The organism is Arsukibacterium tuosuense (assembly GCF_900215315.1).
Taxonomy (GTDB): domain Bacteria; phylum Pseudomonadota; class Gammaproteobacteria; order Enterobacterales; family Alteromonadaceae; genus Alishewanella; species Alishewanella tuosuense.
Genome location: NZ_OBEB01000003.1, coordinates 128,066 through 140,800 on the forward strand (window position 1 = coordinate 128,066; position 12,735 = coordinate 140,800).

General features: G+C 50.9%; 9 protein-coding genes. 5 read left to right on the plus strand and 4 right to left on the minus strand.

The features are described from left to right. Window positions 1-172 precede the first annotated feature (172 nt). A complete protein-coding gene (tamA, locus tag CRO03_RS07485; protein ID WP_097111015.1) occupies window positions 173-1,885 on the plus strand; it encodes an autotransporter assembly complex protein TamA in 1,713 nt (570 codons plus the stop codon). Further along, a complete protein-coding gene (gene tamB, locus CRO03_RS07490; RefSeq protein ID WP_097111016.1) occupies window positions 1,882-5,517 on the plus strand; it encodes an autotransporter assembly complex protein TamB in 3,636 nt (1,211 codons plus the stop codon). The genes tamA and tamB overlap by 4 nt, the downstream gene beginning before the upstream one ends. A 10-nt stretch (window positions 5,518-5,527) precedes the next feature. Here the strand turns inward: tamB and CRO03_RS07495 are convergent, their stop codons facing one another. Both CRO03_RS07495 and CRO03_RS07500 read right to left on the minus strand, forming a co-directional pair. After that, window positions 5,528-6,313 (minus strand): methyltransferase domain-containing protein, encoded by a 786-nt coding sequence (locus tag CRO03_RS07495; RefSeq protein WP_097111017.1) that lies wholly within the window; start codon window positions 6,311-6,313, stop codon window positions 5,528-5,530. Continuing rightward, window positions 6,310-7,071: a Nif3-like dinuclear metal center hexameric protein gene (locus tag CRO03_RS07500; RefSeq protein ID WP_097111018.1), complete on the minus strand. Its 762-nt coding sequence runs from the start codon at window positions 7,069-7,071 to the stop codon at window positions 6,310-6,312. Before CRO03_RS07500 ends, CRO03_RS07495 begins: the two co-directional genes overlap by 4 nt. A 140-nt stretch (window positions 7,072-7,211) precedes the next feature. Between CRO03_RS07500 and CRO03_RS07505 the strand changes: the two genes are divergently transcribed. Beyond that, a complete protein-coding gene (locus CRO03_RS07505; protein ID WP_097111019.1) occupies window positions 7,212-7,631 on the plus strand; it encodes a hypothetical protein in 420 nt (139 codons plus the stop codon). 43 nt (window positions 7,632-7,674) lie between these two features. Here the strand turns inward: CRO03_RS07505 and CRO03_RS07510 are convergent, their stop codons facing one another. Then, on the minus strand, window positions 7,675-8,925 hold the full coding sequence (locus tag CRO03_RS07510) for a glycosyltransferase (RefSeq protein WP_097111020.1): 1,251 nt from the start codon (window positions 8,923-8,925) through the stop codon (window positions 7,675-7,677). A gap of 185 nt (window positions 8,926-9,110) precedes the next feature. Between CRO03_RS07510 and trhA the strand changes: the two genes are divergently transcribed. Then, a complete protein-coding gene (gene trhA / locus CRO03_RS07515; protein WP_097111021.1) occupies window positions 9,111-9,758 on the plus strand; it encodes a PAQR family membrane homeostasis protein TrhA in 648 nt (215 codons plus the stop codon). An 85-nt stretch (window positions 9,759-9,843) separates the two neighbouring features. Here trhA and CRO03_RS07520 read toward each other — a convergent pair whose 3' ends face one another. Continuing rightward, window positions 9,844-11,385, minus strand: coding sequence for a S8 family serine peptidase (locus tag CRO03_RS07520; RefSeq protein ID WP_097111022.1), 1,542 nt, complete (start codon window positions 11,383-11,385; stop codon window positions 9,844-9,846). A 390-nt stretch (window positions 11,386-11,775) separates the two neighbouring features. On the opposite strand from CRO03_RS07520, the gene trxB reads away from it, so the two are divergent. Beyond that, a complete protein-coding gene (gene trxB / locus CRO03_RS07525) occupies window positions 11,776-12,732 on the plus strand; it encodes a thioredoxin-disulfide reductase (protein WP_097111023.1) in 957 nt (318 codons plus the stop codon). Window positions 12,733-12,735 lie beyond the last annotated feature (3 nt).

Consider the following 12,735-nt stretch of genomic DNA (forward strand, 5'->3'; position numbering starts at 1 on the left):
CTGTCTGGTATCAGGGGCTGCCGCCGCCCCGGGAGTTTACACAGTTTGTTAAGCCGGGATCCAGTAAAGACGGTATACACTGCTGTTAATTTTGCGCCATAATAGACACTCTCTCAGCGTGTCAGTCTCACACCAACAGGTGCTTTTGTTTACAGGATACCAGATTAACCGCATGTCGCTATTTAGAACACTAATTGGCATTTTATTCCTGACAAGTTTCTGTCTTCAGGCACAAACTGAATTGCGGATCCGTGGTCTCAGCGGTGAGCTGGAACAGAACGTTAACGATCATATCGCCACTTACGATAAAGCTGACATTTCAGGCTCTTTGCGTTTTCAGATGGAATTACAACAAGATATTGAAACAGCGTTGCAGGCACTGGGTTATTATCACAGTGAAATTGAGTTTACCCTGGCAGAAACATCTGGCAAAACGACACTGCAAGTGGATGTAGTCGCTGGCGAGCCGACCCGGATCCATACTGCAGATATTCAACTGAGCGGCGATGCAACAGAGGATCGGCAGTTCGGCTGGTTGTTAAGACGGCAGGCACCTGAAGTTGGTGATGTGCTGCATCACGGTAAATACGAGAGCTTAAAAAGCGAATTGCGCAGTCTGGCCCTGCGCAAGGGCTATTTTGATGCAGAATTCAGCCGCAGCACTCTGGAAGTTATTCCGGAGTTGCATCAAGCGAATATTTATTTGCATTTCGATAGCGGTAATCGCTACAAATTTGGCGAGGTCACCTTCAGCGGTCAGCAAATTCGTGATGAGTGGATGCAATCGCTGATCCCGTTCGAACCAGACCAACCTTATCTCGCCAGTGAGCTGGGCGAATTTAATCAGACGCTGGCCAATACCAACTGGTTTTCGTCAATCTCAATTGAAGGTGACACTGAGCAAATAGACGACTATACCCTGCCCATTTTAGTGAAACTGGAACCGAGACTGCGAAACAGTGTGGAAACCGGTATCGGCTACTCCGACGTGGTTGGTCCGCGCCTGAAAGTAAACTGGTTAAAACCCTGGTTAAACGATCGTGGTCACAGTCTGCACAGTAAGTTTGAAATATCAGAAGTTGAGCAGACTATTGAATCGGCTTACCGAATGCCGCTTAGCACCGCCGCCACCGACTACTACCAATTACAGGTAGGATTTCGCAACCGCGATACTCTGGATACCCGTAGTAAAGAAGTCAATGTTGCGTTGGAACGGCACTGGTTGCTGGCCAACGAATGGTATCGCACCGTCTCCCTGCGCTATTTGTATGAGGATTTTATTCAGGCTGATCAGGACGCCAGCTCAAGCCTGATTATGCCGGGGATCAGTTTTAGCCGTTCCCGGCAAAGCCAGGGCAATATGCCACGCTCCGCTGACCGTTTACTGTTTGGAGTGGAGTTTTCTGAACCGGCCTGGGCATCCGATACCCAGTTTGTCAGATTGCGTGGCCGGGCCGGGTGGATTGGCAGTTATCAGCGCAACCATCGTTTTGTGAGCCGCCTGGATGCAGGTGCCGTGGTAATTGATGACATTACTGAGATCCCACCCTCTTTGCGGTTTTTTGCCGGTGGCGATAATAATATACGGGGTTATGGCTATGAAACCATTGCGCCGGTAAATAATGACAATGAACTGATTGGTGGCCGTTATATGGTAGCGGCGTCACTGGAGTACCAGTATCGGGTTAAAGGTAATTGGTGGGTCGCGGGCTTTTTTGATTACGGCAGTGCCTGGAATGACAGCCCCGACTTCAAACGCGGCGTAGGTCTTGGTATTCGGTGGGGCTCGCCGGTAGGCCCGGTACGGCTTGATTTTGGATATGGTCTGGACAGTGGTGAACGTAATGCCTTTCAGATCCATTTTGCCCTTGGCCCTGAACTATGAAGACTAATCTAATCAAAAAAGTGCTGAAATGGCTGAACTGGACGCTGCTCCTGCCGTTACTGGTTGTGGTGCTGCTGCTGGTCATTTTGTTATATACGCCAACCGGATTAAAATTAGGCGTATGGCTAGGCCATAAATATGTGCCGCAGCTGGCTGTTGCAGAACACAGTGGCAGCCTGCTTGGTGGCATGACGCTTAACGATATCCGCTGGCAGAACGACACCAGCAACATACAGCTGACGCAGTTACAGCTTGATATTGATAGTGGCTGCCTTTTTCAGCTTAAGGTATGTATCTCCGACTTAACTATTAATGACGGGATGGCTCAGTTTGGCACTAACACCGTGCGCTTTGCCCGTTTTAATACGGCCATCGAAGCCTGGGGCCGTCAGCTGCAACTTAATGACAGCCTGTTACAGCAGTTACAGATTGAACTTGCCCCAGGCAGCGAACCCACTACTGAACCCTTTCGCTATCAGCCACCTAAGCTAACCGATATTACCCTGCCCATTTCAGTGTTTATTAATGGTTTCAGCCTGACCGATGCCAGTCTGCTGCAGCAGGATCAGCAAACAGCATTACCTGATGTGAGTTTCAGCCTGCAAGCCCGTGAGCAAAATATCCGCTTGCTGGACTTACAAGCCAGCCATCCACTGGTTAACCTCAGCGCTGTAGCTGACATTACCCTGCAAGGTAGTTATCCACTCAGTGGCCGGTTAAGCGCAGTGCTGCAGCAAGCCCCCCTGACTGAGCAACAGCTTAACCTCGGCCTGAGTGGCAGCCTGGCTGACTTAGTGGTAACCGCCCGCGCTACCGGCACAATAAATGCCAATGCTGAAGCTGAGCTGGCATTGCTGACTGCCGAGCTGCCGCTTAATGTTAATCTGCAATATGATGCCTTTAGCTGGCCGCCTGAAGAGAGTGAAGCCTGGCAACTTAGTGGCGGTGAAATAACTGCCAGTGGTGATTTACAGCAGCTAGAGTTTAATGTCGATGCCGGCGTGGCGCACCGCACCGTGCCGCCAACTGAGCTAAGCGCCGGGGGCCAGTTTCAGTTAGCAGAGTCGCTACTGACGATAAGCCGCTTTAACATTAAAACGCTGGATGGCACTATCGCCGGCAACGCCCGGCTTGAACTGGCGCCGGCACTAAGCTGGCAGGCTCAACTTAAGCTGGATGCAATTAAGCCCGCCACATTCTGGCCCTCGCTTGACGGAGAGCTTAGCGGCGAGCTGAGTGGAGAACTGGCGAACAGCGGGTCCTTCAGTAGCGATGGCAGCTGGCAAACTGAGGTAAGCCAGCTGACAGTTGATGGCAGCTTGCGGGATGAAATTATTAACGTCAGTGGCAACGTCACGGCCAGTTTTTCTAAGCCAAGCGGCCGGTATCAGTTCAGCAGCGACCAGTTGATATTTGAGCATGGGGTGAACCAGATCAGCTTAACCGGCTCACTGGCAGAGCAGTGGCAACTGGATGCAAAGGTTGCTGTTGCCGACTTAAGCAGCAGTCTGCCCTCGGCGAGCGGCGAGTTAAACGCCGACATTAGCGTTCGGGGTGCGCAGCGCAAGCCGGAATTGTCGGCCAGCATTGACGGTAACACTTTACGTTATGGCGCGGACACACTGGAGCAGCTGACCGTTGAGCTGCAACTACAATTAGCAGAACAGTTACAGGCAAAGATAGAAGTTGTCGCCAGCGACGGCCGCGTGCTGGGGAATAAGCTGAAACAGCTGACTCTGGAGGCGTCGGGTAATGAGAACCAGCATCAGTTCAGTCTGGCACTGCAATCACCACTATCCAATATTAATCTTGAGCTCAGCGGGCAACTGACTGACCGCAATCGTTGGCAAGGCCAGTTAAGTAGCGCTGATCTGGGCAGCCCGTTGGGCACCTGGCAGCTGCAACAAACAGTAGACTTACTTTATCTGCATGAAAAACAGCAATTGAATATCAGTCAGCATTGCTGGTTGCAAAGCCCTGGCTCACTGTGTTTAACCAGCGATGCCAGTCTCAGCGCGCAAAGCATGGCGGTAAATATTGAACTGCGGCAGCTGGATTTGGCCAGTCTGAATGAGTTTATGCCACTGGCCGTTAGGGTAAGTGGCGAGCTTAGTGCCAACGCCAGTGCCAACTGGCAGCCAGGCCAAAGCCCGTTTGTTGAGTTGTCTGTGCAAAGTCGCAGCGGTGCACTAACTGAACAAACTAACCCGCCTATTGAGCTGAACTGGCGACAATTAACACTGACCAGCGTGTTAGAGAATGACCAGCTTAGCGCCAACCTGCAGGCAACCCTGAATGAACAGGCACAGTTAAGCGCTGAGCTGGGTATCAGTGACATCAGCACTGCCACGCGCCCCTTAAGCGGCAGACTGCAACTGAGCGACTTTACGCTGGCGTTTCTCGAACCCATATTGGATGAATACAGTGAGCTAGCCGGCGTGTTAAGTGCTGATATTACCGCAGACGGCAGTGTCGAAAGCCCGATGCTGGCGGGGCAGCTGGCCCTGCAACAACTGCGGGTAAAAGGCAAACTGGCGCCAACCGACATTAATGACGGCACCTTGCAGGTGAATTTTAAAGGCGAGCAGGCTGACTTGCAGGGGGACATTATTACACCACAAGGTCAGCTCAGTCTGACCGGACAGGCTGACTGGCAACAACTTGACGACTGGCGGGCCCGGCTGACAGTAAAAGGTGATCCCCTGAGCATTCAGATTGAGCAGGGCAAACTGCAGGTTAAACCGGATCTGGAAATAACTGCCAGCCCTGCACTTACCAAAGTGAGCGGCAAAATCGATATTCCCAGTGCCCAGCTCAGTATCGATGAACTGCCGCCAAACGCCATTGGCTTATCAAATGATACGGTTATTCTGAATGCCGAACGCGAGCCGATTACGGAGCAACAGGCCACGGCCATCCCGCTGGAGGCAAATATCAGGGTGGAGCTGGGAGAAAAGGTTCAGCTGGAGGCATTCGGTCTGGAAACCCTGCTGCGCGGTGGCTTACAAGTTAGGCAGAAGCAGAATAAACAAACGATAAATGGCGAGGTACGACTGGTAGACGGCACCTTCCGTTCTTACGGTCAGGACTTACTGATCCGTAAGGGTAAAATGACCTTCAGCGGCCCGCCCGACCAGCCTTATCTGAATGTGGAGGCTATTCGCAACCCGGCCAATATGGAAGATAACGTGATAGCAGGGATCCGGGTTACCGGCCCGGCAGACCGGCCACAAATTAACATTTTTTCTGAACCAGCAATGCCGCAGGCGAATGCCCTGTCCTATTTGTTGGTCGGCCGCGATCTGGACAGCGAATCTGGCAGCGCCGCCAATGCGGTGACCACCAGCCTGATTGGTATGAGCATCGCTTCCAGCGGCAGCCTGGTGGGGGAAATTGGTGAGGCGTTCGGGGTAAGTGATCTCACGCTCGACACTGCCGGCTCTGGCGACAGCTCGCAGGTAACGGTAAGTGGCTATCTAAATCGTGACTTACAAATTAAATACGGTATCGGCATTTTTGAGCCAATTGGTGAATTTACCCTGCGTTACCGCTTAATGCAGAGTTTATATCTGGAAGCCGTTTCCGGGCTGGATAATGCGGTAGATATACTTTATCGCTTTGAATTTGACTAAGCATTGTTAATCAATGTCTGGTCAGCAACAGGTGGGTATATCGCCCCAGCGAAGCGTAGGGCTCCTGCCGGTTATATTTCAGCTCCAGCTCAAGCAACTGACTAAAGTGGCTTTGTTGCATGCTGCGGTTTTGCAGGTAGTCGTGAAAACAGCGTACCCCGGTTTTGCTGATTACACTGAAACCTGCTTGCTGATACCACTGCTCGACCAGCAGCGGCTCCAGCGGATTTTGCGGACTTAAACTGACTTTCTTTTTTACCTTCAAATCGGCCGCGACATAATCAAAGTTACCATACAAAATATTACTGAGCCGCATAGCATCTTTGTTGTAGTACATCAGCGATAATACCCCGCCCGTTGCCACCAAAAGGCTAAGTTGCTTTAATGCAGCGGCTGGCTCAGCTAACCATTCCAGCATGGCATGACACAGCACCAATGGATACTGGCGCTGCACATTACGACTTAAATCAGCCAGGCTCTGCTGGCTGAAACGTAGCTGAGCATCAGGTCCTGTTGTTGTGAGGCCTTGTGCTGTTGCTGCCCCGGCTGCAATAGCCAGCATTTCAGCAGAAATATCGGTTAAATGGACACTATGGCCCATTTTAGCCAGCGCCAGACTTATCTGACCCTGCCCGGCACCGACGTCCAGTACCTGACAGGGCACCTGCAGTAAGGGTAAAGTGCTTAAATCCCGCAGCAACACCTGCTGGCGAATTTCGCCTTTGCTGCTTTGGTAAATATTGCGCTGAAACTTGGCGGCAATGCCATCGAAGCTGCGATCGGTATCTTTATTCATGCCGGGTTATCGATATCGATAAACTTAACCTCTACCGGATAATTCGCACCCAGATATTCGCCCAGGGCTTTAACACCATAACGCTCGGTGGCATGATGGCCGGCGGCAATAAAATGAATATCCAGCTCGCGCGAGACATGAATAGTTTGCTCTGACACTTCACCACTGATAAACACGTCAGCACCGGCTGCGGCCGCTTGTTCAATATAACCCTGACCGCCCCCAGTACACCAGGCCAGCTTGCGTACCGGCTTATTACTGCCAGCATCATGCGTCAGCACATCCCGGTTCAGCTGTTGCTGCAACAATGCGGCTATCTCGCTTAAACTTTTGGCCGCACTAAATTCACCCTGCATCAGCACCCCAACCGGTTCAACGGTTGCTAACGGCGTTATTGACTCCGCGTTCAGCAGTTTGCCCAGCTGGGCATTGTTGCCAAGCGTCAGGTGAATATCTAACGGCAGATGATAGGCAAACAGGTTTATGTCATTGGCCAATAGCGCCTGTAAACGCTTTTTCTTCATGCCAGTGATCTCTGGCGCTTCGTTTTTCCAGAAGTAACCATGATGCACCAGAATGGCATCCGCGCCCCACTCAATTGCAGCATCGACTAATGCCTGGCTGGCCGTTACCCCGGTAACTATCCGGGTTATGTCCTGCCTGCCCTCAACCTGCAAACCATTTGGGCAATAATCACGTACCCGTTCGGTTTGCAGCAGCTCTGCTAACAGGCTGGCCAGTTGTTGCCGTTGCAGCATAAAAACTCCGGTTCAAATTATCCACTACTGGCACTATTGTACTTAAAAACTGTTAAAAAGCAGGCAGATTTGTCTATTACCTGTGTTTTGATGTATAAATAGCGGGCAACGATTAATTTTCACGCACAGGTACCCTAAGCATGACAAAATTGGATAAAGATCAGGTAATCGCTGATTTTACCGCAGCTTACAAAGCAAAATTTGGTAAAGAGCCCGAGCTGGAGCAAAAACCAGGCTGGTTCAGTGTTGATGGCGGTAAAAATATCCGTCTGGCTGAACTGGCAGAATTAGCTGAAAGCTATGGTAAAGGCGGCAAAGCCAAAGCTGCTGCGGCTAAAGCAGAAAAACCCGCTAAGGCAGAAAAGGCTGACAAGCCTGCTAAAGCTGAGAAAAAGCCCGCTAAAGCCGCTAAACCTGCTGAGAAAGCTGCAGCTAAGCCAGCGGCAAAAAGCAAAGCTAAGGCCGCTAAACCGGCAAAAACCACGCCGGGCGCAGCTGCTGCTTTCTGGGCTGAAAAAATTAACGATAGCAAGCAACGGCCACCACGTGGTTCACGTTAATACTATTTTTTAAGGTATTAATTGTTGTAGAACTAACGATTAGTTATTCGTTACCCGATACTGGCGCAATTTGCGCCAGTTTACTTTTCGCCTCTATCCACTGCCCCATAAACTTAGTACTACGATAAGCGTGATGCCTGAGCATCAGCCCGGTAAAGTTAGCCTTGCGCTGTTTATCCAGATCTGCCCTTACCTGTTCAATGTGCCGCCATACCCGCAGCGCCTGCTCGGGACTAAAACGCCTGGCAATGATCTGGTAACCTTGTGTTTGCGCCAGCTGCCAACGCGGCTCGTCCTGATATAAGGCTACTGCAGCATTGGCAATAGCAGCACTGTCGTTAGCAATAGCGCCGCTCCAGCCGCTATCAATATTCATGCCCTCGACGCCAATATCAGTAGTAACACTGGGCGTACCCTGACACATGGCCTCCAAAAGCTTGCCCTTCAGGCCGGCACCAAAGGCCAGCGGTGCTAAACACACCCTGGCCTGGCGCATTGCCTGCTTGCTGTCGGCAACCCAGCCTTTGACTAAAAAACCCTGTTTCGGATTATCCAGCGCCGTGGCTTTCGGCGGCGGATAAGCACCATAAATATGCAGCTCGGCAGCAGGCAGCTGTTTACGGATGTGCGGCCAAATCTGTTGTTTTAACCACAGTACGGCTTGCCAGTTGGGGGCATGCCGAAAATTGCCAATCGCTATAAAATGCTGGCGCAGGTTAAAGCCGGGGCTATTGTTTTCAGGCAGGCTCCCTAACCAGAACGGGCAATAGCATAGCAACGCCGCCGGCACAGCATAGTGCTGTTGCAATATCTGCATTTCCGCTTCAGAAATTACCAGCGTCAGATCACAGCGATATATGGCCGCTATTTCGCGCAGCGCCAGCTCAGAATTAAGCGCCTCAGCGTCAACCGGCCGTTGCTGGGTGTGACAGTGCTGTCTGGCCTGGCGGAGGGCATGGCAATCTTCCATATCCAGAATACGCATGGCCGCCGGGCAAGCCTGCTCTACCCGCCAGCCAAATTGTTCTTCCAGCATAAAACGGTCAAACAGCACCGCCTGCGGATTTTGCGCAGCCAGCCAGCTATCAAAGCTATTGCAGTTTAATGTAATTTGCTGCTCCGCTACGCCAAGCTCAGCCAGCCTATACCGATGTGGGCTCAGTTCAGCAGGGCTGGCAAATTGCACCTGCCAGCCATAGCTAAGGTACAGCTTAATTAAGCTAAGCATCCGGCTGCCAGCGGCAGAAGAATTGGGTTCGGGCCAGACATAACCCAGAATAATAAGTAGTGGCATAAGGCTAACTTTGCTGAACGGGCCTTGCTGAACAGACCTGGCTGAAAAAACGCAGTTTACCGCTGCTGTTCGCAAATACCAATGCTTTTACCGCTTCATCTCAGGTTGTTGTTTACCTGAGCTTGGTTGTTGTTAAGATATGGCTCTGAATCAACTTTATTAATGAATGCAACTGATTAAAAACTATGACCAGTGTAAGCCGCTATACCCCGTTGGAAGAACACTTGCATGCACTAAGTCATGCCATTGGTGCCGTGCTGGGCGTAATTGGCCTGGTGCTGATGCTAAAATTAAGCCTCAATTTCGGTGATAACTGGCAACTGGCCAGCGCGCTGATTTATGGCAGCAGTATAATTCTGCTGTACAGCAGTTCAGCGCTGTATCACAGCATTCATCACCCGCTTATTAAGTACCGGCTGCGCCAGCTTGATCATGCGGCTATTTTTATTCTGATCGCCGGCACTTACACCCCTTTTACCCTGGTCAGCCTGCGCGACGACTGGGGCCTGACCTTATTTACAATAATCTGGCTTATCGCCATAGCCGGTGTCGTACTGGAACTGGCTACCGGTCTTAAATATAAAAAATTATCTTTAGTGCTGTATCTGGGGATGGGCTGGATAGTCGTCGTGGCAATTAAACCGATGCTGGCAAACGTGCCCGCCCCGGCAATGTGGCTGTTACTGGCCGGCGGCCTGGCCTACTCCGGTGGCGTACTGTTCTACATCTGGCGCAGCCTGTACCTGCACCATATGTTCTGGCACCTGTTTGTGCTGGCCGGCAGCATACTGCACTTTTTAGCGGTGTATTTGTATGTGATGCCACATGAATAACACCATCTGATAAATCACTTAAAATCTATAAAAAAGGGCTGCTTGCGCAGCCCTGATAACAACCTTATCGGGTGTCTATTACAGCTTAGTACTGGTAGCTGTACGTTACACCACTAAAGGCGCTGTAAGCGCGGATGCCGACATGCCAGGTGCCGGCTTGCGGGTTGTTGATGGTGCACACTTCGTTATTACCGTTTAAGTACGGCCGGCAGGTGTAGGCACTGGTGCTTGGCTGGCTGCCATAACGTACATACAGATCGGCATCACCGCTACCGCCCGAGATCTGGAAGGTAATTTGCGATACGCCAGATGGGATCTGATAGCTGCCACGTAACCACTGACCGGTAGACGCTGACAGGTTAGGGAAGGTTGCGCCGCCGCCCGGAGGGGTGCCGCCACCGCCGCCACTGCCATCACAGCCGTTATTGGTGATCCAGTCGGTAGCTGCTTTAGCCTGGACGATACCAAAACCGTAAGAGTTATCCCGGCCGGCTGCGCCGCGGTCCTGTGCTGTTACATTTAACGCATTACGGATTTGTGGTGCCGAACAGGACGGGTGATTACTCCATACCAGCGCGGCAACACCCGCTACGTGTGGTGAGGCCATAGACGTGCCGCTGATGCTGTTATAGCCGCCATTACGCCAGGTTGAACTGACATTGACACCCGGGCCGGCAATTTCTACCTGCGAGTTACGCTGCGAGAAACTGGCCAGGTTACGGTTTGAATCTACCGCTGCCACAGATACGACTGAGTTGTACGACGCAGGGTAAGACAAACTGGTGTTACCGGCATTACCCGCTGCGGCGACCAGTAACATGCCATCATTGTAGAAATTGTTCATGGCGTTGTTTTCAGTCTGGTTAGACGAACCACCGCCCAGGCTCATATTGACCACTTTAGCACCGGCATCCTGACAGGACTGGATGCCCTGCACCAGGTTAGAGGCGTAAGTCCAGTTACCTGAATCGTTAAATATTTTAACGATATGCACCCCGGCCTGGCCTGAACCAATAACGCCAACTACACCAGAGTTATTGTCCAGCGCCACCATGGTGCCGGCAACATGAGTACCATGGCCATTACCATCGGAATACCAGTTACCATGACCTGAGAACGCATAACCGGTAACACCGGAACTTTGCAGATCTTCGTGGCCAGAGGTATAGCCGGTATCAATAACGCACACCTTGGTGTTGCCGGCACTGCCATCACTAACCTGATTGGCTTGTACCATACTGATACCATAAGGGGTTGATTGCGCCATCGGGCTGATAACATCCATCAGATAGCGTTTGGCATCTTCTTCAACATATTGCACATTGGGGTTAGCCTGCAGCGCCTTTAATTGTTTAGCCGATAACTTAGCCACACTGGCGTTGGCGGATTTTAAATGCATCAGGGCATTAACCAGATGACCGCGCAATACTGACTCCGCCTGCTGAGTTGAGAACTCACTCTGGCCATTGTTGCTGCTCATAACCGCTGCTGTGGGTTTAAACTTAATAATATAACGGCTGCTATCGTCTGCTGCGTCGACCAGACTGTCGGCGACTGCCGAAGCGGTTAAGGTTAATGCGAAGCAACTGCTGACGCTAAGAGCTAAGAGGGTTTTTGTTGTTTTCATTGTGGTACCTTTTATTTTTTAAATAATTTGGTTGTTCAATTATTAATTATCAGACATCCTGTGCATTAGCTGCGTCCTGCGGCTTCTAACTAACCAGTTGCTCAGAACAACAACAATTACAAAAATCTTACAAAGTGATTATAAAAAAATACACCCGCCCTGTTTCAGGAAAAAAAACCAACGAATAGAAACAAATAACCTGTTTCAGAAAAATTAATTGCATCTCATATAACTAAAAGGCCTGACTTATACGTTTTAGCAATATCAATTTTGAGCAAGAAGTTTACAGCTGACACCGAACTAATTCGCGACCAGATCTTTCTATGGTCATTGCATTCTTTTAGAATCGTCCCCATTGCGTTTTCACTAAGTCGTTTTTTGGAGTAAAAGATGTCAAACAGCAAGCATTGTCGGTTACTAATTCTGGGTTCAGGCCCGGCCGGATATACCGCCGCAGTTTATGCTGCCAGAGCCAATTTAAATCCGGTGCTGCTAACGGGCATGCAGCAGGGTGGCCAGCTGACCACCACTACCGAAGTGGAAAACTGGCCGGGTGATGGCCATGGTTTAACCGGGCCGGTACTGATGGAGCGGATGCAGGCGCATGCCGAAGCCTTTAATACCGAAATTATTTTCGACCATATTCATACGGTGAATTTAGAGCAGCGCCCTTTCACCCTGACCGGCGACAACGGCAGCTATACCTGTGATGCATTAATTATCTGCACCGGTGCCTCTGCCAAGTACCTGGGCCTGCCCTCAGAGCAGGCATACAGTGGTCGTGGCGTATCAGCCTGTGCAACCTGTGATGGCTTCTTTTACCGCAACCAGAAAGTCGCAGTTGTGGGCGGTGGTAATACCGCCGTCGAAGAAGCACTGTATTTATCGAACATTGCCAGTGAAGTGCATCTGATCCACCGCCGCGATAGTTTTAAAGCTGAGAAAATTCTGGTCGACCGTTTAATGGCCAAAGTTGAGTCAGGCAATATTGTGCTGCATACCCATTGCGTACTGGAAGAAGTATTAGGTGATGAGATGGGCGTTACGGGTGTGCGTATAGGCTCGACCAAAGGCGAAGTGGCAACCGAACTGGCGCTGCAAGGTGTATTTATTGCCATTGGCCACTCACCTAATACCGATATTTTTAAAGGCCAGCTGGAAATGAATGGCGGCTATTTAAAAGTCGTCAGTGGTACCGAGGGCAATGCCACGCAAACCAGTATTCCGGGTGTTTTTGCCGCAGGTGATGTGTCTGATCATATTTATCGTCAGGCCATTACCTCAGCCGGCACCGGTTGTATGGCTGCCCTCGATGCCGAGCGTTATCTGGATGGTCTGGTTAAGTAATTT

What these genes read in the sequence shown, in the direction of transcription:
- CRO03_RS07510 (WP_097111020.1), bottom strand. Translation starts at nt 8,925, where the DNA reads ATGCCACTACTTATTATTCTGGGTTATGTCTGGCCCGAACCCAATTCT.
- tamB (WP_097111016.1), top strand. Translation starts at nt 1,882, where the DNA reads ATGAAGACTAATCTAATCAAAAAAGTGCTGAAATGGCTGAACTGGACG.
- CRO03_RS07495 (WP_097111017.1), bottom strand. Translation starts at nt 6,313, where the DNA reads ATGAATAAAGATACCGATCGCAGCTTCGATGGCATTGCCGCCAAGTTT.
- tamA (WP_097111015.1), top strand. Translation starts at nt 173, where the DNA reads ATGTCGCTATTTAGAACACTAATTGGCATTTTATTCCTGACAAGTTTC.
- CRO03_RS07505 (WP_097111019.1), top strand. Translation starts at nt 7,212, where the DNA reads ATGACAAAATTGGATAAAGATCAGGTAATCGCTGATTTTACCGCAGCT.
- CRO03_RS07500 (WP_097111018.1), bottom strand. Translation starts at nt 7,071, where the DNA reads ATGCTGCAACGGCAACAACTGGCCAGCCTGTTAGCAGAGCTGCTGCAA.
- trxB (WP_097111023.1), top strand. Translation starts at nt 11,776, where the DNA reads ATGTCAAACAGCAAGCATTGTCGGTTACTAATTCTGGGTTCAGGCCCG.
- trhA (WP_097111021.1), top strand. Translation starts at nt 9,111, where the DNA reads ATGACCAGTGTAAGCCGCTATACCCCGTTGGAAGAACACTTGCATGCA.
- CRO03_RS07520 (WP_097111022.1), bottom strand. Translation starts at nt 11,385, where the DNA reads ATGAAAACAACAAAAACCCTCTTAGCTCTTAGCGTCAGCAGTTGCTTC.